The organism is Rhodanobacter sp. Root561, assembly GCF_001427365.1.
Taxonomy (GTDB): Bacteria; Pseudomonadota; Gammaproteobacteria; order Xanthomonadales; family Rhodanobacteraceae; genus Rhodanobacter.
In genome coordinates this window covers 1,321,226-1,341,222 of sequence record NZ_LMGH01000001.1, presented here as the reverse complement: position 1 = coordinate 1,341,222, position 19,997 = coordinate 1,321,226, and the positions used below count along the sequence as shown (strand labels likewise).

The 19,997-nt window shown below is 66.0% G+C and carries 18 protein-coding genes and 3 tRNA genes; 4 read left to right on the top strand and 17 right to left on the bottom strand.

The window, feature by feature from the left end:
* Positions 1-4 precede the first annotated feature (4 nt).
* The 12 genes from secD to ASD55_RS05775 form a co-directional block, all read right to left on the bottom strand.
* The gene (gene secD, locus ASD55_RS05830) at positions 5-1,888 is read right to left on the bottom strand and encodes a protein translocase subunit SecD (protein WP_056764278.1); all 1,884 of its coding nucleotides are present in this window, start codon (positions 1,886-1,888) and stop codon (positions 5-7) included.
* Positions 1,889-1,996: 108 nt separating this feature from the next.
* Positions 1,997-2,329, bottom strand: coding sequence for a preprotein translocase subunit YajC (gene yajC / locus ASD55_RS05825; protein ID WP_007804525.1), 333 nt, complete (start codon positions 2,327-2,329; stop codon positions 1,997-1,999).
* Positions 2,330-2,459: 130 nt separating this feature from the next.
* Entirely contained in the window at positions 2,460-3,614 is a 1,155-nt protein-coding gene (gene tgt / locus ASD55_RS05820; protein WP_056764276.1) for a tRNA guanosine(34) transglycosylase Tgt, read from the bottom strand.
* A gap of 18 nt (positions 3,615-3,632) precedes the next feature.
* Entirely contained in the window at positions 3,633-4,697 is a 1,065-nt protein-coding gene (queA, locus tag ASD55_RS05815; protein ID WP_235577723.1) for a tRNA preQ1(34) S-adenosylmethionine ribosyltransferase-isomerase QueA, read from the bottom strand.
* Between the two features lie 63 nt (positions 4,698-4,760).
* Positions 4,761-5,984: an RtcB family protein gene (locus ASD55_RS05810; RefSeq protein WP_200946087.1), complete on the bottom strand. Its 1,224-nt coding sequence runs from the start codon at positions 5,982-5,984 to the stop codon at positions 4,761-4,763.
* Positions 5,985-6,122: 138 nt separating this feature from the next.
* Positions 6,123-7,247 carry a slipin family protein gene (locus ASD55_RS05805; RefSeq protein ID WP_056764270.1) on the bottom strand — a complete coding sequence of 375 codons (1,125 nt, stop codon included), beginning with the start codon at positions 7,245-7,247 and terminating at the stop codon, positions 6,123-6,125.
* Between the two features lie 414 nt (positions 7,248-7,661).
* Positions 7,662-7,731, bottom strand: a tRNA-Met gene (locus ASD55_RS05800).
* A tRNA-OTHER gene (locus ASD55_RS05795) sits at positions 7,732-7,801 on the bottom strand.
* Between the two features lie 631 nt (positions 7,802-8,432).
* Positions 8,433-9,035 carry a response regulator transcription factor gene (locus ASD55_RS05790; protein ID WP_056764267.1) on the bottom strand — a complete coding sequence of 201 codons (603 nt, stop codon included), beginning with the start codon at positions 9,033-9,035 and terminating at the stop codon, positions 8,433-8,435.
* Positions 9,036-9,080: 45 nt separating this feature from the next.
* A complete protein-coding gene (locus ASD55_RS05785; protein WP_056764265.1) occupies positions 9,081-10,298 on the bottom strand; it encodes a sensor histidine kinase in 1,218 nt (405 codons plus the stop codon).
* A 44-nt stretch (positions 10,299-10,342) separates the two neighbouring features.
* Positions 10,343-11,122: an ABC transporter permease gene (locus ASD55_RS05780; protein ID WP_056764516.1), complete on the bottom strand. Its 780-nt coding sequence runs from the start codon at positions 11,120-11,122 to the stop codon at positions 10,343-10,345.
* A gap of 13 nt (positions 11,123-11,135) precedes the next feature.
* On the bottom strand, positions 11,136-12,065 hold the full coding sequence (locus ASD55_RS05775) for an ABC transporter ATP-binding protein (protein ID WP_056764513.1): 930 nt from the start codon (positions 12,063-12,065) through the stop codon (positions 11,136-11,138).
* 283 nt (positions 12,066-12,348) lie between these two features.
* On the opposite strand from ASD55_RS05775, the gene ASD55_RS05770 reads away from it, so the two are divergent.
* The 3 genes from ASD55_RS05770 to upp all read left to right on the top strand — a co-directional run bounded on the left by ASD55_RS05770 (position 12,349) and on the right by upp (position 15,176).
* Positions 12,349-13,845, top strand: a complete 1,497-nt coding sequence (locus ASD55_RS05770) for an aminotransferase class III-fold pyridoxal phosphate-dependent enzyme (protein ID WP_056764512.1) — start codon at positions 12,349-12,351, stop codon at positions 13,843-13,845.
* A gap of 223 nt (positions 13,846-14,068) precedes the next feature.
* Entirely contained in the window at positions 14,069-14,428 is a 360-nt protein-coding gene (locus ASD55_RS05765; RefSeq protein WP_056717934.1) for a PsiF family protein, read from the top strand.
* A gap of 103 nt (positions 14,429-14,531) precedes the next feature.
* Positions 14,532-15,176, top strand: a complete 645-nt coding sequence (gene upp, locus ASD55_RS05760; RefSeq protein ID WP_056764263.1) for a uracil phosphoribosyltransferase — start codon at positions 14,532-14,534, stop codon at positions 15,174-15,176.
* A gap of 126 nt (positions 15,177-15,302) precedes the next feature.
* On the opposite strand, the gene pip is transcribed toward upp, so the two are convergent.
* Together pip and ASD55_RS05750 are read right to left on the bottom strand one after the other, a co-directional pair.
* A complete protein-coding gene (gene pip / locus ASD55_RS05755) occupies positions 15,303-16,271 on the bottom strand; it encodes a prolyl aminopeptidase (protein WP_056764261.1) in 969 nt (322 codons plus the stop codon).
* An 88-nt stretch (positions 16,272-16,359) separates the two neighbouring features.
* The gene (locus ASD55_RS05750; RefSeq protein WP_056764259.1) at positions 16,360-17,754 is read right to left on the bottom strand and encodes an FAD-binding oxidoreductase; all 1,395 of its coding nucleotides are present in this window, start codon (positions 17,752-17,754) and stop codon (positions 16,360-16,362) included.
* A 119-nt stretch (positions 17,755-17,873) separates the two neighbouring features.
* Between ASD55_RS05750 and serA the strand changes: the two genes are divergently transcribed.
* Positions 17,874-19,106 (top strand): phosphoglycerate dehydrogenase, encoded by a 1,233-nt coding sequence (serA, locus tag ASD55_RS05745; RefSeq protein ID WP_056717938.1) that lies wholly within the window; start codon positions 17,874-17,876, stop codon positions 19,104-19,106.
* A gap of 123 nt (positions 19,107-19,229) precedes the next feature.
* On the opposite strand, the gene ASD55_RS05740 is transcribed toward serA, so the two are convergent.
* The 3 genes from ASD55_RS05740 to ihfA form a co-directional block, all read right to left on the bottom strand.
* Positions 19,230-19,306, bottom strand: a tRNA-Pro gene (locus tag ASD55_RS05740).
* Positions 19,307-19,359: 53 nt separating this feature from the next.
* Positions 19,360-19,716, bottom strand: coding sequence for a MerR family transcriptional regulator (locus tag ASD55_RS05735; RefSeq protein WP_007804493.1), 357 nt, complete (start codon positions 19,714-19,716; stop codon positions 19,360-19,362).
* Positions 19,697-19,996 (bottom strand): integration host factor subunit alpha, encoded by a 300-nt coding sequence (ihfA, locus tag ASD55_RS05730; protein WP_007804491.1) that lies wholly within the window; start codon positions 19,994-19,996, stop codon positions 19,697-19,699. Before ihfA ends, ASD55_RS05735 begins: the two co-directional genes overlap by 20 nt.
* Position 19,997: the final 1 nt, after the last annotated feature.

Here is a 19,997-nt window from a genome sequence, read left to right as displayed (position 1 = left end):
TTCCTTAGACCGACAGCGTCTTGAGCTTGCGATGGCCGTGGATCGCCGCGGTGAACGCGTGCGTCAACGTCACCGAGGTGAACAGCGAAGTCAGGATGCCGATCAGCAGGGTCACGCCGAAGCCCTTGATCGCACCGGTACCCATCGTGGTCAGTGCCAGCGCCGCGATCAGGTGGGTGACATTCGCATCCAGAATGGTCGACCAGGCCTTCTCGTAACCGGCGCGGATCGAGGCGTGCGGACTGGAGCCGTTGCGCAGTTCCTCACGCACGCGTTCGCAGATCAGCACGTTCGCATCGATCGCCATGCCCAGGGTCAGCACGATGCCGGCCACGCCGGGCATGGTCAGGGTGACGCCGATCAGCGACATCACCGCCACCAGGATCACCAGGTTGAAGAACAACGCGATGTCTGCCACCAGGCCGAACAGCTTGTAGTAGATCGCCGCGGCCAGCAGCACCAGCGCCAGGCCCAGCAGCACCGCCTTGAAGCCCTTGTCGATGTTGTCCTGGCCGAGGCTGGCGCCGATGACGCCCTCCTCGACGATGTCCATCGGTGCGGCCAGCGCGCCGCCCTTGAGCAGCAGGGCCAGGTCGGATGCCTCTTTCGGACTGCCCAGGCCGCTGGTCTGGAACTGCTTGCTGAAGGCGCCCTGGATGGTCGCGTCGTTGATCACCGTCTCGGTGATCTTGGGCACGCGCACTTCCTTGCCGTCGACGACCTTGGTCTCGTAGACCTGCTCCACGTACACCACTGCCATCGGCTTGCCGACATTGGCGTTGGTGAAGTCGCCCATCTTGCGGGCGCCGGCGGCGTTCAGGGTCACGTCGACCTTCGGCGTGCCGCTGTTCTGGTCGATGCCGGAAGAGGCGTCGATCAGCTGGTTGCCGGTCACGATGATCTGCTTGCTGACGAGCACCGGCCGGTTGTCGCCGCGCATGTAATACAGGTTGGCATCCGGCGGGATGTTGCCGGTGCGCGCCGCTTCCACCGCACGCGCGTCGCCGGGCTGGCCGATGCCGGGGCGGTACTGCAGGGTGGCCACCGCGCCGATCAGTTTCTTCGCTTCGGTCGGGTCCTGCACGCCGGCCAGCTCGACCACGATGCGGCTGTCGCCCTGCTGCTGGATCAGCGGCTCGGACACGCCCAGCGCGTTGATGCGGTTGCGCAGCGTGCCCAGGTTCTGGGTGATCGCACCGCGGGCCAGTTCGCGCAGCTTTTCCGGCTTGACCGTCACCTTCAGCATGAAGCGGTCGCCGGTGCTGGCGCCGTCGGACACGTTGAGGTCGGTGTATTCGTTGGCGATCGCGTCGGACGCGGTCTTGCGGTCGTCGGCCGAGCGCAGGATCACCGAGATGCCCTGGCCATTGACCGCGCTGCGGGTGACCGACTCGTAGCGGATGTTCTTCTGGCGCAACAGGCTGCGCACGTCATCGGCGTAGCTGTTTTCCTGCTTCTCGATGACGTCCTTCTGGTCGACCTGCATCAGGAAGTGCACGCCACCCTGCAAGTCCAGGCCCAGCGGCATCGAGCGGGCACCGATCACGCCCAGCCAGTGCGGCACGTTGGACTGCAGCTTGAACGCGACCGTGTAGCCGTCGCCCACCAGCGCCTTGATCTCGTCGGAGCCGGTCTTCTGCACGTCGGAGTTGGCGAACGTCACCAGCAGGTGGTCGCCTTCCACGAAGACCTCGTTCACGGCGATCTTCTTCGCCCTCAGCCCGGCTTCCACCTTCTGCTGGAAGGCGGTGTTGATCGGCGGCGCATCGCGGTTCGCGGTGACCTGTACCGCCGGCACCGGCGGGAAGGCGTTCGGCAGCGCGTAGATCACGCCGCACAACATCACCAGCGCGACCAGCGCGTACTTCCAGCGAGGAAAATCACTCATGCCTTGCATCCATCAAAGCCGCGGCACCAGGCCGCGGCGGTAGCAACAATCGGGAATGGCCACGTTGCAAGTCGCCGCCCAGGCCCCCTGGCGGCGTCCGGTACTTCTTCAGACGGATTTCAGCGAGCCCTTGGGCAACACCTGCTGCACCGCGCCCTTCTGCACCTTCACCTTGACGTTGCTGGCGATCTCGACGGTGATGAAGGTCTCGCCCACTTCGTCCACCCGTCCGGCGATGCCGCCGTTGGTGACCACTTCGTCGCCCTTGGCCAGGCCGGCGATCAGCGCACGATGCTCCTTCTGCCGCTTCGCCTGCGGACGGATCATCATGAAATACATCAGGCCGAACAGCACCACCATCATGATGATCATGGACATGCCGCCGCCGGCGGGCTGCGGAGCCGCGGCCTGGGCCAGCACGGGGGAGATCGGAAAACTCATGGGTTTGTCTCGCAAGTCTGGGCGTTGTCGAGGTTTTCGACAGAACGCCTGGGAAAAGATTCCCGATTATGCCATGCACCCCCGGAGCGTGCACGGCAGCGGCCGCGAGGGGTCCTTCAAGGGGTCAGGGTCACTTTTCGCCTGCGAAAAGTGACTCTGACCCCGTCCCGGCTACCCGGCGACGGGCGTAGAACTCCGCCACGAACGCTTGCAAAGCCTGTCCGGCGATCGCCTCGCGCAGCCCGGCCATCAGCCGCTGGTAATAGCGCAGGTTGTGCATGGTGGCCAGCTGGCTGCCGAGGATCTCGTTGCAGCGGTCAAGATGGCGCAGGTAGGCGCGGCTGAAGCCGTTGCTGCAGCTGTAGCAGTCGCAGCCTTCCTCGATCACCGCCGTGTCGGTGGCGTACTTGGCGTTGCGGATACGCAGCGTGCCCTCGGCGGTGAACAGGAAGCCGTTGCGGGCGTTGCGCGTGGGCATCACGCAATCGAACATGTCGATGCCGCGGCGCACCGCCTCGACGATGTCCTCCGGCCGACCCACGCCCATCAGGTAGCGCGGCTTGTCCACCGGCAGCAGCGGCACGGTGAAGTCCAGCGCGTGGTTGCGTTCGGCCTCCGGCTCGCCCACCGCCAGGCCGCCGACCGCGTAGCCATCGAAGCCGATGTCGATCAGGCCCGCGGCCGAACGCTGGCGCAGGTTCTCGTAAACGCTGCCCTGCACGATGCCGAACAGCGAGTTGGGGTTCTTCAGGTCGTCGAAGGCGCGGCGCGAACGCGCGGCCCAGCGCAGCGAGAGTTCCATCGAGTCGGACGCCACCTTCTCGGTGGCCGGATACGGCGTGCACTCGTCGAAGATCATCGCGATGTCCGAATCCAGGGTCTTCTGGATCTGCATCGACACTTCCGGCGACAGGAACACCTTCGAACCGTCGACCGGCGAGGCGAACGTCACGCCCTCCTCGGTGATCTTGCGCTTGTGCGCCAGCGAGAACACCTGGAAGCCGCCGGAGTCGGTGAGGATCGGCTTGTCCCAACCGATGAAGCGGTGCAGCCCGCCGAACTTCTCGACGATCTCCAGCCCCGGCCGCAGGAACAGGTGGAACGTGTTGCCCAGGATGATCTCGGCGCCGGTCTCGGTGACGTCGCGCGGGGTCATCGCCTTGACCGAACCATAGGTGCCCACCGGCATGAAGGCCGGTGTCTCGATCGTGCCACGGGCGAAAGTCAGGCGGCCGCGGCGGGCGGCGCCGTCGGTGGCGTGAACGTTGAACTGGGGGGAAGTCATCCGGCCATTATCGCGGGTTTAGACGCCCTTCGGCAGGATCAGCATCGAATCGCCATACGAGAAGAACCGGTACCGCTGCTCCACCGCGTGGCGATACGCGTCGAGCATGTACTCGCGCCCGGCCAGCGCCGAGACCAGCATCAGCAGGGTCGACTGCGGCAGGTGGAAGTTGGTGAGCAGGCCGTCGATGCTGCTGAAGCGGTAGCCGGGGAAGATGAAGATCTGCGTCTCGCCGGCGAACGGATGCAGTTCGCCGTCCTTGCTGGCGCTTTCCAGCGCGCGCACCACGGTGGTGCCCACCGCGATCACCCGCCCGCCGTTCGCGCGGGTGCGGCGGATCTGGCCGATCAGGTGCGCCCCGACGTTGAGCCACTCGGTATGCATGTGATGGTCTTTCAGATCATCCGCACGCACCGGCTGGAACGTGCCCGCGCCCACGTGCAGGGTGACGTAACCGAACTCGACGCCCCGCTCGCGCAGCCGGGCCAGGGTCGCCTCGTCGAAGTGCAGGCCCGCGGTCGGCGCCGCCACCGCGCCGGGTTCGCGGGCGAACACGGTCTGGTAGCGCTCCATGTCGCTGGCGTCCGCGTGGCGCTCGATGTACGGGGGCAGCGGCATCTCGCCCAGTTTCAGCAGCAATTTTTCCAGCGGTTCCGGTGCCTCGAAACGCAGCCGGAAGAAGCCCTCCTCGCGACCCAGCACCACCGCGTGACTGCCGTCGGCCAGCTCGATCCGGCCGCCCTCCTTCGGCTTCTTGCTGACGCCGAGCTGGGCGATGGCCTCGTGCGCGCCGGTGACGCGTTCCAGCATGATCTCCACCGCGCCGCCGGTGTCCTTGCGCCCGTACAGCCGCGCCGGAATCACGCGGGTGTCGTTGAACACCAGCAGGTCGCCCGGCCGCAGGAAGTCCGGCAGTTCGCGGAACATGCGGTCTTCCCGCGACTGCGCCACCACGTCGAGCAGCAGCATCCGGCTGGCCGAGCGTTCGGGCAGCGGGGCTTGGGCGATCAGCTCAGGTGGCAGTTCAAAATCGAAATCGGACTTCTTCAAGGCAGGTGTGGCCGGCATCGGGAAACGGGACATTATCCCGCAGCAGGCGCACCGGGGCACGCGCGCAAAAAAACGCCGCCCCTCGCGGGGCAGCGCTCATCCCTTCACGCACAGCACCTGGCGCAGCGTGTGCACCACCTCGACCAGGTCGGTCTGCGCGGCCATCACCGCGTCGATCGACTTGTACGCCGCCGGCGACTCGTCGATCACTGCCGCGTCCTTGCGGCATTCGACGTGGGCGGTGGCTTCCCGATGCTGGGCCAGGGTGATCTGCTGGCGCGCCACGGTACGGCTCATCACCCGGCCCGCGCCGTGGCTGCAGCTGTGGAAGCTGTCCGGGTCGCCCTTGCCGCGCACGATGTAGCTGCACGTGCCCATGCTGCCCGGGATGATGCCGAGCTCGCCGGCGCGGGCGCTCACCGCGCCCTTGCGGGTCACCAGCAGTTCCTCGCCACCGTGCGTCTCCTTCTGCACGTAGTTGTGGTGGCAGTTCACCGCCATCTGTTCCAGCTGGAACTTCGGCAGCCGGTGGCGCATCTCGGCCAGCACCCGCGCCATCATCGCCTCGCGGTTGGCCCGGGCGTAATCCTGCGCCCAGGACACTGCTTCGACGTAGTCGTCGAACAGCGGCTCGCCTTCCATGAAGAACGCGAGATCCTTGTCCGGCAGGTCGAAGCCCAGCACGCGCTGCGCCAGCTCCTCGCGCGCCCGCTGGATGAAGTAGCTGCCGATCAGGTTGCCGGTGCCGCGCGAACCGGAGTGCAGCATCACCCACACCGCGCCCGATTCGTCCAGGCAGACCTCGATGAAGTGGTTGCCGCCGCCAAGCGTGCCTAGTTGCCGGTCGACCTTGTCGGTGCGGATCTTGCGGTGCTTCGCCTTGATCGCCTCCAGCCGCTCGGCCAGCCGGGATTCGACCAGCATCGTGTGGATGCTGTCCGACGGCTTGCCATGCTCGCCGCCACGGCCGTTGCCGACCGGCACGCCGCGCTCGATGCTGGAGCGCAGCTGGGCCAGGTTGTCCGGCAGGTCGCTGGCACGCAGCGTGGTCCGCACCGCGGCCATGCCGCAGCCGATGTCAACGCCGACCGCGGCCGGGATGATCGCGCCCCGGGTCGGCACCACCGAACCCACCGTGGCGCCCTTGCCCAGATGCACGTCCGGCATCACCGCGACCCACGGACCGACGAACGGCAGCGTGGCGATGTTGCGCAGCTGCTGCTTCGCCGAATCTTCCAGCGGCACGCCGTGCACCCAGCCCTTGATCGGCGTGGCGCTGCCTTCGGCGTGCAGCAGTTCGTACTGTTGGTTGCTCATGATTTCTTGCCTTTGAATGGTGCGAAAGCATCGCCGCCCCTCACCGTCATTCCAGCGCAAGCTGGAATCCAGTGCCTTGAGTCGCAGGATCCCGGCCTGCGCCGGGATGACGAGCGAAAGAGCGGGATGCTTCGCACGAATTTATGCCTTCAAACTCACCAGCTGGTTCAGCACGCCGTCCAGGCCGCCGAACACGGTCAGCTTGTCGATCTTCTCGGTGACCTTTTCCAAGGCCTCCAGCTCCTTCAGACGCATCAGCACCGGACTTTCCTCGATCAGCCGCGCGGTGTTGAGCAGCGAACGGGTGGCGTTCGCTTCCTCGCGCCGGCGGATCACGTTGGCCTGGGCCGCTTTCTCCGCCTGCACCACGCTGTTGAGGATGTCCTTCATCTCGCCCGGCAGGATCACGTCCTTGACGCCCACGCCGAGCACCTCGATGCCCAGCTCGACGACACGGCCGCGTACGTAGGCGAAGATGTCCGCATCCAGCGAGGCCTTGTCGCCCAGCAGCTCGTCCAGCGTCTTGCCGGACACCGCCTTGCGCAGGCCGTACTGCAGCTCGCGATAGAGGTAGTCGCCGTACTTGGCCACCTTCGTGCGCGCGGCGACCGGATCGGTCACGCGCAGGCTGGCGGCCAGGTTCACCCGCAGGCTCACCTTGTCGCGGGTCAGCAGTTCCTGGCCCGACACTTCCAGCGACTGCACGCGCAGCTCGATCACCTCCGCCGCCACGTTCTTCCGGAAATTCCAGAACGCCCAGGCACCCGGCGCCAGCGTGCGCACCAGCTTGTTGTCGACGAACAGCAGGCCCGTCGATTCCACCGGCACGTCCACCGTCACCGCCACCTTGCCGAGCACGCCCAGCTGACGCAGACGACTGGCCACGTGTGCATCGATCTCCAGCGTTTCCACCAGCGAGACCGCCTGCACCTCGACCGGCACGATGCCCTTCCAGTACAGCTTGCGCGTACCCGGCGCCAGCACGTCTTCCAGCTTGCCGTTCTTCAGCACCAGACCGACCTGGTCGGTGCCGATGTCGGCCACCAGGAAGCACTCGGCCAGCGGGCCGTCCATCTGCGCCATCAACACCTCGGCATCGCTGCCGGCGTATTCCGGGCGGGTGAGGTTGTGCACTGTCACGGCGATGCGCTTGCGCGGGTCGAACAGGCGATGGACGCCCGGCGACAGCACGCGCTCGAAACGACGGTTGCGATACAGCAGACCGCGCTCGCCGTCGCCGATCACGATTTGCTTGAGCCAGAACATGGCGATACTCCTTGTCGATATTCCTTGTTTCGATCCGTATTGAATGAATCAGGGCCGCCGGATCGATACGGGCCGTGATTTACTTCGGGGTGCAATCACCCCTCCCTTCCGGGATAAACACGCGATTATCTTGAATAACCGCAAGCTTTATTGAAAAAGGCGGAAACGCCTCTTGACTATTGATCCCGCGAAGCCCGCACGCTTCGGAGGAGAGTCGGTCATCGGCTGGTCACGGCGATGCCTTGCCGCGATGTCGTTCGACGACCGACCGTCCGCCTTCAGGGGGCCGGCCCGGCTCGATCCTCGCTGCGTCATTCGATCCGCCCTCATCCCTGACGGGCGTGCCGCGTTCCACACGAGGCGTTTCCTGGTCGGAACTTTCGTTCCTGGTGTCATGACGTGACAGGTCATGGTTTTGGAGCGGGAGTCGAACCCGCGACACTCGGTTTATGAGACCGATGCTCTACCCATCTGAGCTATCCAGTGGCTGACGTGCCGGATTCGAACCGGCGACCTGCAGCTTTCGCTGCCGCTCTACCGCTGAGCCAACGTCATCGCGGAACATCTCCCCGCAGGCCCCGGCATACGCTGCCGGCAGAGCCGCGCGCACCGGGCGGGTCTTGGGAACCCGCGCCGCTGAAAGCCCTTGTGGCTGATGTTCCGTATGCCCGGCTGTCGCCAACCGGGCATTCGTACGGGTCGATGAAGACCCTGTTCGTGTGGAATCCGATCCGCACACAGCCCGCGCCGAAGCATCGGGACGCAGCGCACATGCGCCGGTCTGCAGCCGTGCCCCTGCCTCGGCTGAACGAGCCGGATGCTTCAGGGCGTAGCGAATTCCTGCAAGGTGGTTCGATGCATGCGCATCCCCGGCGAACGCCAAAACAAAACGCCCCCGGGTATGGCGACCCGAGGGCGTTCGCGTTGCCTCGGGAGATCGGGGTGACCGATCTCCGCGCAGGGATCAGTCGATTATCGGAAAGCGGTTGCCAGGTCGTGCCTTTCATCGCGCGCAAACAGGCCTGCGTCGCGATAGTCGCGCGACATGCCTGGCTTGTTTGTGGGAACGAGGCGGAATGACATGGAAAGTTTCTTCATCGGATTATCGCCGGATGGCGAAGGACGCGAACAATACGCGGATTATTTTTGGAGTGCAAGCGATTTTGTCGAATACCCGAATAATTCCTATAACCAGCCTTTCTGCCGTGCCAGTCGATAAGCCTCGATGCGATTGGCCACACCGAGTTTGCCGATCGCCTCGGAAAGATAATTGCGCACGGTGCCATGCGACAGATTCAATTGCGCGGCGATGTCGCCGGCCGATTGCCCTTCACCGGCCAGGCGCAATACCTGGCGCTCGCGATCGTTCAGCGGATCGGCTTCCGACCACGCCTCCAGCGCCAGTTGCGGGTCGATGGCGCGACCGCCGCGATGCACGGTGCGCAGTGCCTCGGCCAGGTTCTCGGCCGGCGCATCCTTCAGCAGATAACCGGATACGCCGGCGTCCAGCGCGCGGCGCAGGAAACCAGGGCGGGCGAAGGTGGTGACGATCACCACCTTGATCGGCAACTCCTGCCGCTGGATGCGCTGGGCCAGCTCCAGCCCGGTCAGCCCGGGCATCTCGATGTCGGTGACCAGCACGTCGGGCTTGTGCTTCTGGATGTCGCGCCACGCCGCCTCGCCGTCCGCCGCCGAACCGAGCACGTCGATATCCGACTCCAGCTTGAGCAGGGCCGAAAGCGCGCCGCGCACCATCGCCTGGTCTTCGGCCAGCAACACACGAATCATGGGTTTGCCTGTCTGTACGAAAGGGAAAACCGGCGCGGTGGCCGATCAGGCCGCAGGATAACCGGAGCTGGTCTGCGCCGGCGTGGCTGCCGGTGTCGCGCGCGTCGGCTCGACCAGGCGCAGCACGGGCACCGGCACGATCACCCGCAACTGCGTGCCGCCGCCGAGCGGCGATTGCACCTCCAGGGTTCCACCCAGGGCGCGCACGCGCTCGCGCATGCCGCTGATGCCGTTGCCATCGGCGGCGATGCCACCGCGACCGTTGTCGCTGACCTGCATGCAGACGGCCGCGTGTTCGCGGCGCAGCTCGATCTGCACGCAGCTGGCTGCCGCATGCCGGGCAATATTGGTCACCGCCTCGCGCAGCACCAGCGAAAGGCCGCGCTCGATCTCGGCCGGCATGTCGATCGACGGGGCGTTGTATTCCAGGTGCACGCGCGACGATTCCAGCAGCAGTCGCGCCGAGGCGAGTTCCGCCGCCAGGTCGGTGGCGCGGATGCCGGTGACGGCGCTGCGCACTTCGGCCAATGCATGCCGCGCAACTTTTTCGGCCTCTTCCACTTCACGCTTCGCTGCCTCGACGTCGCGGTCGAACAGCTTGCGCGACAACTCCAGCTTCAGCGTGATCAACGACAGCGTGTGACCCAGCAGGTCGTGCAGGTCGCGACCGATCCGCTCGCGCTCCGCGGTGGCCGCAAGCCGGCGCACCTCGTCATGGGAAAGACTGAGCGCGGCATCCTTTTCCTTGTGGAGCTGCTCGACGGTGACGATGGTGCAGATCACGAATACGGTGACTGGCATGATCACCAGCAAGGTGGTCGGGTAGCCGATCCACCATGCCATCGCCAGATAAAGGGCATTGAGCGCCAATACCTGAAGGACGTAGCTGCGGAACGTTCGCCTTTCGCAATGGCTGAGCATCACGCAGGCGTACACGAAATAGCTCAGACCGCTGGGGTACCAGCGCATCAGGCCAAAACACAGCAACGCCATGCCCCATGCATAGAAATGAGCGGTTCGCCGCGAAGCCAGCTGCACCCTGGCAAACAGCAGCAGGAACAGCGGATACGAGGCCAGCGTGAACAGCAGCCAGGTCATCGTGTAACCACGCAGACCATGGTCGAACAGCGGCGTGATGAAGATCCACAGCGACCACAACAGATGCACGCTGTCGGCCCAAGGCGACTTGCCGCGGCGCAGGTCGTCGGCCACGGCGGAATCCGGGGCCGGGACGAACCATCGGGCGATGAAGGCGGGGGTCATGGCGTGTCGTTTCGCTGAGGTTGCGGACTGCATCGCATGCTACTTCAACCGTGCCAGCGCAGGCGCCGCGCGGCCAGCAGCAGGAAGCCGGCGGCGAAAGCCAGCAGCACCAACGCGTGACCCAGCAGTGGCTGCGTGTTCATGCCGACCGCCGCCAGCGCCAGCCTGTCCAGGTGATAGCTCGGCCAGATCGGCGCGATCTGCTGCAGGAACTTCGGCAGCATCGGCAGCGGGAACCACAGGCCGGACATGAACGACATCGGCAGGTAGATCAGCTGCAGCACGCCCGGCGCGCCCTGCCCCTTGAACAACGTGCCCACGAACATGCCCAGCGCACAGAACGGCAACACGCCGAGCACGCCGACCAGCAGCAGGGCGGCGGCCTGCGACGCGGCCAGCGTCACATGACCCAGGGTGAGGGCCATCGTCAGCAACAACACGATCACTCCGGCGGCGGCGGCCATCGCCATGATCATCTTGCCGATCAGGTAGGCACCGGGCGGCATCGGCAGCGCACGCTTGAAGGTCAGCAGGCCGGTGTCGCGTTCCAGTGCCAGCGACACGCCGAAGCCGAAAAGGCCCGGGCTCATCACGCCGAACACGCCATAGCTGGCCAGCAGATAGCGAGCCGCATCGGCACCATTGGACCTCGCCATCAGCACGCCGAACAGCAGGTAGAACATCGCCGGGAACAGCATGATCGGCAGCATGAAGCTCGGGTTGCGCATGTAGCGCAGGCATTCGCTGCGGGCCTCCTCCAGATAGGCGCCGAACACGCGGCGTCGCGACATGGTCGGGGGAAACGAAACAGGTGCGTCAGTCATCACGATGTCCATCTCAGGCGGCCTCGCGCTGCGGATTGGTCGATGCCTCGTCGGCATCGCGGGTCAGTTCGGTGAACGCCTCGGCCAGGCCGGCGCGCTGCACTTCCAGCTCGTCCAGCTGCGGATCGGCTTCCAGCAGGCGCCGCACCAGCGGCTCCGCTTCGGCGGTGACGATGTAGGTGCGTCCATTTTCCTGGCGGACCTCGCCGATCCCGGGCCAGTCGCGGATCAGCTCGGCCGGCAGCGTGGTGCGGCAACGGATGCGCTTCTGCGCCACCCGGGCGCGCAGCGTTTCCACCGTGCCCTCGTGGATGACCTTGCCGTGTGACATCACGCAGACCCGGTCGGCCAGCGCCTCGGCTTCCTCCAGGTAATGCGTGGTCAGCAGCACCGCGCAGCCTTCATCGATCAGCTGGCGGATCGCCGCCCACAGCTTCTGCCGCGCATCGATGTCCATGCCCACGGTGGGCTCGTCCAGGAACAGCAGCTCGGGCCGGCCGCACAGCGCCAGCGCGAACTGCACGCGCCGCTGCTGGCCGCCGGAAAGTTTCGCGTAAGGACGCTTGAGCAGGTCGCCGATGCCTGCCAGCGCAGCCGATTCCTGCAGCGAACGGGGGTTCGGGTAGTAGCTGGCGGTAAGTCGCAGCAGCTCGCCCACGCGCAGCGTCGGCGGCAGCTCGGCGTGCTGCAGCATCACGCCGATGCGGCGGCGCGGCTCGATCGCCTGCGGGTCCCCGCCGAACAGTTGCACGCTGCCGGCGTCGGCGCGGATCAGGCCCAGCAGCAAGGCGATGGCGGTGGTCTTGCCGGCGCCATTGGGGCCAAGCAGAGCCAGCAGCTCGCCCGGGTGGACCTGCAGCTCGGCGCCGTCCAGCGCGGTGAGCGAGCCATAACGTTTGACGGCGCCGGCGAGGCGGGCGATCGGTTTTTCGGCATGCGGCATGGGAAATCCTCCAGTGTCGTGCATGCTGCGCGCCGCCGCCGGCTGGCGGCAGTCGCCCTCGTCAGCCATCCGGGATGACAGCCGTCACCCGGCCCCGGGGGTTACGGCGGCTGACCGGCCAAGGTATCCTGTGAGGGATAAGGCCGCCCTGAAAGCCCCCGTGCGGCGATCTCAAACGACTGAAGTCATTGGAAAAACGCAGACGCTCGCGTTTTTCGCCACGCATTCACCAATCTGCCATCCGGCCATGCGTGCCGCCTGGCGGAGCTACGGAGGATTCATCATGGGTGTGATCAACCAGCTGCGCGAACTGCGCGATTTCGGCGGCAAGCCGCGTACCACCGGCCTGGACGACGCCAGCATCGAACGCATGGCGGCGAACGATCCGCTGCTGGCCCAGGCGATTGCCGAAGCGGTCGCCCGCCATCATGAATTGCGTGCCGACCTGGCGGATTTCCTCAAGCTCGACGAAGCCGAACAGCTGGCCCAGGCGCAGGCGGGCTTCGTCAACTTCTATCCCGATGACGCGATCAACCCGTACCTGCCGGCCGCGGCGCGCGGCCCGTGGATCGTCACCCTGAAGGGTGCCGTGGTGCACGACAACGGCGGCTACGGCATGCTCGGTTTCGGCCACAACGACGCGGCGATCCTCGCCGCGCTGGGCCGCCCGCAGGTGATGGCCAACGTGATGTCGCCCAGCGTGGCGCAGTTGCAGTTCACCAGGGCGCTGGACAAGGAACTCGGCCGCAGCCGCGGCGGCAGCCCGTACACGAGCTACATGTGCCTCAACTCCGGTTCCGAGTCGGTCACCCTGGCCTGCCGCATCGCGGACGTCAACGCCAAGGCGATGACCGACGAAGGCGGTCGTTATGCCGGCCGCACGATCAAGCGACTGGCGGTGAAGGGCGCCTTCCACGGCCGCACCGAAAAGCCGGCGCTGTACTCCGATTCCAGCCGCAAGGCCTACCAGCAGAACCTGGCCAGCTACCGCCACGAGGACAGCGTGATCACGGTGGCGCCGTACGACGTGGCCCAGCTTGAAGCTGCCTTCGCCGACGCGGACAAGCACGGCTGGTTCATCGAGGCGATGTTCCTGGAGCCGGTGATGGGCGAAGGCGACCCCGGCCGCGCGGTGACCGCCGAGTTCTACAAGGCGGCGCGTGAGCTCACCTCCGCCCACGGCAGCCTGCTGCTGATCGACTCGATCCAGGCCGGCCTGCGCGCACACGGCGTGCTGTCCTTCGTCGACTACCCCGGCTTCGAGGGCCTGCCGCCGCCGGACATGGAAACCTTCTCCAAGGCGCTCAACGCCGGGCAGTATCCGCTGTCGGTGCTGGCCGTCACCGAACACACCGCCGCGCTGTACCGCAAGGGCATCTACGGCAACACCATGACCGCCAACCCGCGCGCGCTGGACGTGGCGCTGGCTACCCTGGGCGAGCTCAGCGACGAGGTGCGCAGCAACATCCGCGAGCGCGGCAAGGAATTCGTCGACAAGCTCAACGCGCTGAAGAACGAGCTGGGCGGCCTGATCACCAAGGTGCAGGGCACCGGCCTGCTGTTCTCCTGCGAGCTGGCGCCCGAGTACAAGTGCTACGGCGCCGACTCGACCGAGGAATACATGCGCGAGCACGGCGTCGGCGTGATCCACGGCGGCACCAACTCGCTGCGCTTCACCCCGCACTTCAAGGTGACCAGCGCGGAGATCGACCTGATCGTGTCCCACGTGCGCAAGGCACTGCTGGAAGGACCGCGCAAGGCCAAGGCCGAAGCCGCCTGAGCGTACTTTCCGTGGACTTCGAGGCCGCGCCGGCTTGTCCGGCGCGGCCTCGTCTTTTTGCGGACTGGTGCAGCCATCCGCCCACGCCGGTGCCGGCCAGGCACGACAAGGCGCTTCAGCTGAATACTTCATGCACGCAAGATCTTGCCTGCAGACGCGAAGGAGATTCCCTGCCTAGACTGCCCGAGCCGGCAGCCGCCGGTTACCCAGGGAGGACTCAACGATGTCGATGTCACTACGTCTGCTCGCAATCAGTGCTGCCTTCGCCTTCGCCGGCGCGACCTTCGCCGCCACGCCGCAAGCGGCCACCGCCGCGCCGGCCAAGCCGCGCACCGCGCAACAGCAGCGCATGGCGGACTGCAACAAGCAGGCCACCGGCAAGAAGGGCGACGACCGCAAGGCATTCATGAGCTCCTGCCTGAAAGGTCACAGCGCGGCGGCAGCACCGTCGGCCAGGGCCGCCCAGCAGGAAAAGATGAAGACCTGCAACGCCGACGCCAAGACCAAGGCGCTCAAAGGTGCCGAGCGCAAGACCTTCATGAGCAGCTGCCTGAAGAGCGACGCCGCCCCTTCCACGCATTGACGCCTGCCCCGCCGCTGTCCACGCAGCATGCGTGCGTGGGCAGCGGCGCTTCGTTAAGCTCACTGGTTGTTGCGCCACGCGCCTGCCATTGAAGCCTTTGCCCATGAAGATCGTCGAAGTCCGCCACCCGCTGATCCAGCACAAGCTGGGCCTGATGCGCCGCGCCGGCATCAGCACCAAGGAATTCCGCGAGCTGGCCTCCGAAGTCGCCGCCTTGCTGACCTATGAGGCCACCAAGGACCTGGAAACCGTCGAGGAAGAGATCGAGGGCTGGGCCGGGCCGATCAAGGTTCACCGGATCAAGGGCCGGAAGATCACCATCGTGCCGATCCTGCGCGCCGGCCTGGGCATGCTGCCGGGCGTGCTCGACCTGATCCCCGCGGCCAAGGTCAGCGTGGTCGGCCTGCAACGCGACGAACAGACACTGAAGCCGGTCACCTATTACGAGAAACTCACCGGCCGCATGGACGAGCGCATCGCGCTGATCGTCGACCCGATGCTGGCCACCGCCGGCACCCTGGTCGCCACCGTCGACATGCTGAAAGCTGCCGGCTGCAAGCGCATCAAGGGGCTGTTCCTGGTCGCCGCGCCGGAAGGCCTGGACCGCATCACCGCGGCCCACCCCGACATCGAGATCTACACCGCCTCGATCGACCAGCGCCTCAACGAGAACGGCTACATCCTGCCCGGCCTCGGCGACGCCGGGGACAAGATCTTCGGCACCAAGCAGCTGCCAGCGAACGACTGACCCGGCCGCCCGGTGGGGCGGGCACCGCCCGCCGGCTTTGGGTTGCCAAGAGAACTTCGATCAACTTTTCGCCAACCCAACCCCTCACCCTGCCTCTCCCCGACGGAGAGAGGGCATGATGAGCGCCTATGCCGCCCGACTGCCGAAGCGGTCGGTCGCCTCCACCAGTTCGTGCAGGATGCCCGGCTCGAAGGCGGAGTGGCCGGCGTCCTGCACGATGTGCAGCTCGGCCTCCGGCCAGGCGCGGTGCAGGTCCCAAGCGCTGCGCAGCGGACAGACCACGTCGTAACGCCCCTGCACGATCACCGCCGGGATGTTGCGGACGCGGTCGACGTTGCGCAGCAGCTGGTCGTCGTGCTCGAAGAAGCCGCCATTGACGAAGTAATGGCATTCGATGCGGGCGAACGCCAGTGCGAACTCGTCCTCGGCACTGGATTCGATGTGCGACTTGTCCTGCCACAGGAAGCTGGTGGCGCCCTCCCATACCGACCACGCACGCGCCGCGTCCGTACGGATTTTCGCGTCCTCGCTGGTCAGGCGGCGATGGTAGGCGCTCATCAGGTCGCCGCGTTCGACTTCGGGTATCGCGGCGAGATAGGTTTCCCACGCGTCCGGGTACAGCGCGTCACAGCCCTTCTGGTAGAACCATTCCAGCTCGGCACGGCGCAGCATGAAGATGCCGCGCAGCACCAGTTCGGTGACCTTGTCCGGATGCGTCTGCGCGTAGGCCAGCGCCAGGGTCGAACCCCACGATCCGCCGAACACCTGCCAGCGGCCGATGCCCAGGTGCTCGCGCACGCGCTCGATATCGGCGACCAGGTCCCAGGTAGTGTTGTCGGTGAGCTCGGCATGCGGCGTGGACTTGCCGCAGCCGCGCTGGTCGAACAGCACGATGCGGTAGATCGCCGGATCGAAGAAGCGCCTGCATTTCGGATTCGTGCCGCCGCCCGGGCCGCCGTGCAGGAACACCACCGGCTTGCCGTTCGGGTTGCCGCTCTGCTCGTAGTACAAGGTGTGCAGCGGCGACACCCGCAGCATGCCGCTGTCGAACGGCTCGATTTCGGGATACAACGAACGCAACAGCGGCGACGGCATGAGGGCTCCTCGTGATCAACAAACAGCCCTCGAGATTAGCATGGGCGCAGTTTGAGCCTTGAACCGGTGCCTGCGGGAGCCTGAAAACTCACGAGCTCTCGGTGAACAGCTTGCCGGGATTGAGGATGCCCCGCGGGTCGAACACCTTGCGCACGCCACGCATCAGGGCGATTTCCGCCGCACTCCGGGTGCTTTCCAGGTAGGCCCGCTTGACCAGGCCGATGCCGTGTTCGGCCGAGATGCTGCCGCCGTGGCAATGCAGGGTGTTCGCCAGCAGCCGGGTGACTTTCTCGCAGCGGGCAAGAAAGGCCGGCTCGTCCAGGTCGTGTGGCCGCAGCACGTTGATGTGCAGGTTGCCGTCACCGATGTGGCCGAACCAGATCACTTCGATGCCCGGGTATTCGTTCGCCAGCAAGGCCTGCATCTCGCACAGGAAACCCGGTACCGCGCTGATCCGCACCGACACGTCGTTCTTGTACGGCCGTCGCGGCGCCAGGCTTTCGGTAATCCCCTCGCGCAGGCGCCACAGCGCCGCCGCCTGGGCCTCGCTCTGGGCGATCACGCCATCGCTGACCCAGCCCTGCTCCAGCGCCTGCCCGAACACGGCCAGCGCCGCTTCGCGCTGCGTTTCGTCGGCGGCATCAAACTCGGTGACCACGTAATACGGGTGGTCGCCATCGATCGCCCGCTGCGCGCCATGCGCCAGCACGTGCTGCAGCGCCTGGTCGGTGAAGAACTCGAACGCCTGCAGGGACAGCTGCGCGCGGAACAGCGCGAACACTTCCATCAGTGCATCCATGTCTGGCAGCGCCAGCAGCATCACCTGTGACGGCGGCGGCGGATCGGTCAGCTTCAGCGTCGCCTCCACCACGATGCCCAGGGTGCCTTCCGAACCGATCAACAGCTGGCGAAAATCGTAGCCGCTGGAATTCTTGACCAGGCCGCGGTTGAGTTCGAGCAGGTCGCCGCCGCCGGTCACCACCTTCAACCCGGCGATCCACTCGCGGGTGTTGCCATGCCGGATCACCCGGATACCACCGGCGTTGGTGGCGATGTTGCCGCCGATCGAACACGAGCCGCGGGCGGCGAAATCGACCGGATACAACAGGCCTTGCCCCCGCGCCGCCTCCTGCACCTGCTGCAGGATCATGCCCCCCTGCACGGTCAGCGTGCGATCGACCGCGTTGAAATCCAGCACCCGGTTCATCCGTTCCAGGCTCAGCACCAGCTCCCCGTTCGCCGCCACCGCGCCACCGGAAAGACCGGTGCGCCCGCCGGAAGGCACCACCGCCACGGCATGCTCGTTCGCCCAGCGCACGATCACCTGCACCTCGTCCACCGTGGCCGGCAGGGCGATCGCCAGGGGGGCGGGAGTCCAGCGCCGGGTCCAGTCGCGTCCGTAGTGTTCGAGGTCGCCCGCGGCCGTGAGCAGGCGCAGCTCGGGCAGACGACATGACAGGTCGGCAAGACGGGGATCGGACATGCTTCGGCTCCAAGTGTCCGCACAGACTGCCAGCCGCACGATGGCGAGTCCAGTGTTGCAGCGCCGCAAATCCTCGCCTACTCTGGCCTGACCCGCCTCTCACTCACAGGGAACGACCCATGCAGACTTCCTACCCCCGCCAGGACATCAAGGTATTGCTGCTGGAAGGGGTCAGCGCCAGTGCGGTCGACGTGTTTCATCGGGCCGGCTACAGCCAGGTCGAACTGCATGCGAAGTCGCTGCCGGAAGACGAGCTGAGGCGATGCATCAGCGACGCGCACATCGTCGGCATCCGTTCGCGCACCCAGCTGACCGACGAGATGCTGGGCCACGCCAAGCGACTGATCGCCGTGGGCTGCTTCTGCATCGGCACCAACCAGGTGGACCTGGGCGCCGCGCGCAGGGCCGGCGTGCCGGTGTTCAATGCGCCCTACTCCAATACCCGCAGCGTGGCCGAACTGGTGATCGCCGAAGCCATCATGTTGCTGCGCGGCATTCCGCAGAAGAACGCGCAGTGCCATCGCGGCGGCTGGGCCAAGTCGGCCAGCGGCAGCTACGAGACGCGCGACAAGGTGCTCGGCATCGTCGGTTACGGCCACATCGGCACCCAGGTCGGCGTGCTGGCCGAAAGCCTGGGCATGCGGGTGATCTTCCACGACATCGAGACCAAGCTGTCGCTGGGCAACGCCCGCGCGGTATCCAGCCTGGACGAACTGCTCGAGCGTTCCGACGTGGTCACCCTGCACGTGCCGGAAACCCCGGCCACGCAGCTGATGATCCGCCAGGAACAATTGGCGAAGATGCGCGCGGGCGCAATGCTGATCAACGCATCGCGGGGCAGCGTGGTGGATATCGACGCGCTGGCCGCGGCGCTGCGCGACGGCCACCTGGCCGGCGCCGCGGTGGACGTGTTCCCGGCCGAACCGAAGGGCAACGACGACCCGTTCGTGTCGCCACTGCTGGGCATGGACAACGTCATCCTGACCCCGCACATCGGCGGCAGCACGCTGGAAGCGCAGGACAACATCGGCATCGAGGTGGCCAGCAAGCTGGTCCGCTACAGCGACAACGGCTCGACCCTGTCGGCGGTGAACTTCCCCGAAGTCACCCTGCCCGAGCACCCGCACAGCCGCCGCCTGCTGCACATCCACCGCAACGTGCCGGGCACGCTGTCGCGGATCAACGAACTGTTCTCGGCCGGCAACATCAACATCGACGCCCAGTTCCTGCAGACCGACAGCGAAGTGGGCTACGTGGTGATCGACGTCAGCGCCGACGAGGCGCAAGCCAACGAGCTGAAGTCGCAATTGGCCGCGATTCCGGGCACGTTGCGCAGCCGGGTGCTGTATTGAGTGAGGCGGGGAACGGGGAACAGGGAATGGGGAACAGATGCGAAGCGGCGATGCTCTGCCGTTCCCCGTTCCCCGTTCCCAACAAAAAAGCGCCCAAGGGCGCTTTTTTAATTTCTTGCCAATTGGTCGGGGCGGCCGGATTCGAACCGACGACCCTCTGCCCCCCAGGCAGATGCGCTACCAGGCTGCGCTACGCCCCGACGAAACGGCAAGCTGGCAAGTCTAGCAGCTTGCACGGCATGTCCGGAAGCCTTCAGCGACGCAGCAGGGTCAGAACTTCTTCCAGTTCCATCCGCACCTGACGCACGATCTGGTGCGACATGCTCGCCTCCATCCGGGCCTGCGGGCCTTCCAGCCGCGCGCGCGCGCCGGTGATGGTGAAACCCTCGTCGTACAGCAGCGAGCGGATCTGGCGGATCATCAGCACGTCGTGACGCTGGTAGTAGCGACGATTGCCGCGGCGCTTGACCGGGTTGAGGGCCGGAAACTCCTGCTCCCAGTAGCGCAGGACGTGGGGCTTCACACCGCACAACTCGCCGACTTCACCGATGGTGAAGTAGCGCTTGGCCGGGATGGCAGGCAGTTCGGTGTTATTCCCTTGATCCAGCATAGCCCTCGACTCTTACCTTGAGTTTCTGTCCCGGTCGGAACGTCACCACGCGGCGGGCAGAGATCGGAATCTCCTCGCCGGTCTTGGGATTGCGCCCTGGCCGCTGGTTCTTCAGGCGCAGATCGAAATTGCCGAAACCGGACAACTTCACCTGCTCGCCGTTTTCCAGCGCTCCGCGAACGACCTCGAAGTAGGCGTCCACGAATTCCTTCGCCTCACGTTTGTTGAGGCCCACATCGAGGAATAGCCGCTCGGCCATTTCCGCCTTGGTCAGCGCCATC

Coding starts and splice junctions, on each gene's coding strand:
- secD (WP_056764278.1), bottom strand. CDS start 1,888: ATGAGTGATTTTCCTCGCTGGAAGTACGCGCTGGTCGCGCTGGTGATG.
- yajC (WP_007804525.1), bottom strand. CDS start 2,329: ATGAGTTTTCCGATCTCCCCCGTGCTGGCCCAGGCCGCGGCTCCGCAG.
- tgt (WP_056764276.1), bottom strand. CDS start 3,614: ATGACTTCCCCCCAGTTCAACGTTCACGCCACCGACGGCGCCGCCCGC.
- queA (WP_235577723.1), bottom strand. CDS start 4,697: ATGTCCCGTTTCCCGATGCCGGCCACACCTGCCTTGAAGAAGTCCGAT.
- ASD55_RS05805 (WP_056764270.1), bottom strand. CDS start 7,247: ATGTTCTGGCTCAAGCAAATCGTGATCGGCGACGGCGAGCGCGGTCTG.
- ASD55_RS05790 (WP_056764267.1), bottom strand. CDS start 9,035: ATGATTCGTGTGTTGCTGGCCGAAGACCAGGCGATGGTGCGCGGCGCG.
- ASD55_RS05785 (WP_056764265.1), bottom strand. CDS start 10,298: ATGACCCCCGCCTTCATCGCCCGATGGTTCGTCCCGGCCCCGGATTCC.
- ASD55_RS05780 (WP_056764516.1), bottom strand. CDS start 11,122: ATGACTGACGCACCTGTTTCGTTTCCCCCGACCATGTCGCGACGCCGC.
- ASD55_RS05775 (WP_056764513.1), bottom strand. CDS start 12,065: ATGCCGCATGCCGAAAAACCGATCGCCCGCCTCGCCGGCGCCGTCAAA.
- ASD55_RS05770 (WP_056764512.1), top strand. CDS start 12,349: ATGGGTGTGATCAACCAGCTGCGCGAACTGCGCGATTTCGGCGGCAAG.
- ASD55_RS05765 (WP_056717934.1), top strand. CDS start 14,069: ATGTCGATGTCACTACGTCTGCTCGCAATCAGTGCTGCCTTCGCCTTC.
- upp (WP_056764263.1), top strand. CDS start 14,532: ATGAAGATCGTCGAAGTCCGCCACCCGCTGATCCAGCACAAGCTGGGC.
- pip (WP_056764261.1), bottom strand. CDS start 16,271: ATGCCGTCGCCGCTGTTGCGTTCGTTGTATCCCGAAATCGAGCCGTTC.
- ASD55_RS05750 (WP_056764259.1), bottom strand. CDS start 17,754: ATGTCCGATCCCCGTCTTGCCGACCTGTCATGTCGTCTGCCCGAGCTG.
- serA (WP_056717938.1), top strand. CDS start 17,874: ATGCAGACTTCCTACCCCCGCCAGGACATCAAGGTATTGCTGCTGGAA.
- ASD55_RS05735 (WP_007804493.1), bottom strand. CDS start 19,716: ATGCTGGATCAAGGGAATAACACCGAACTGCCTGCCATCCCGGCCAAG.
- ihfA (WP_007804491.1), bottom strand. CDS start 19,996: ATGGCGCTGACCAAGGCGGAAATGGCCGAGCGGCTATTCCTCGATGTG.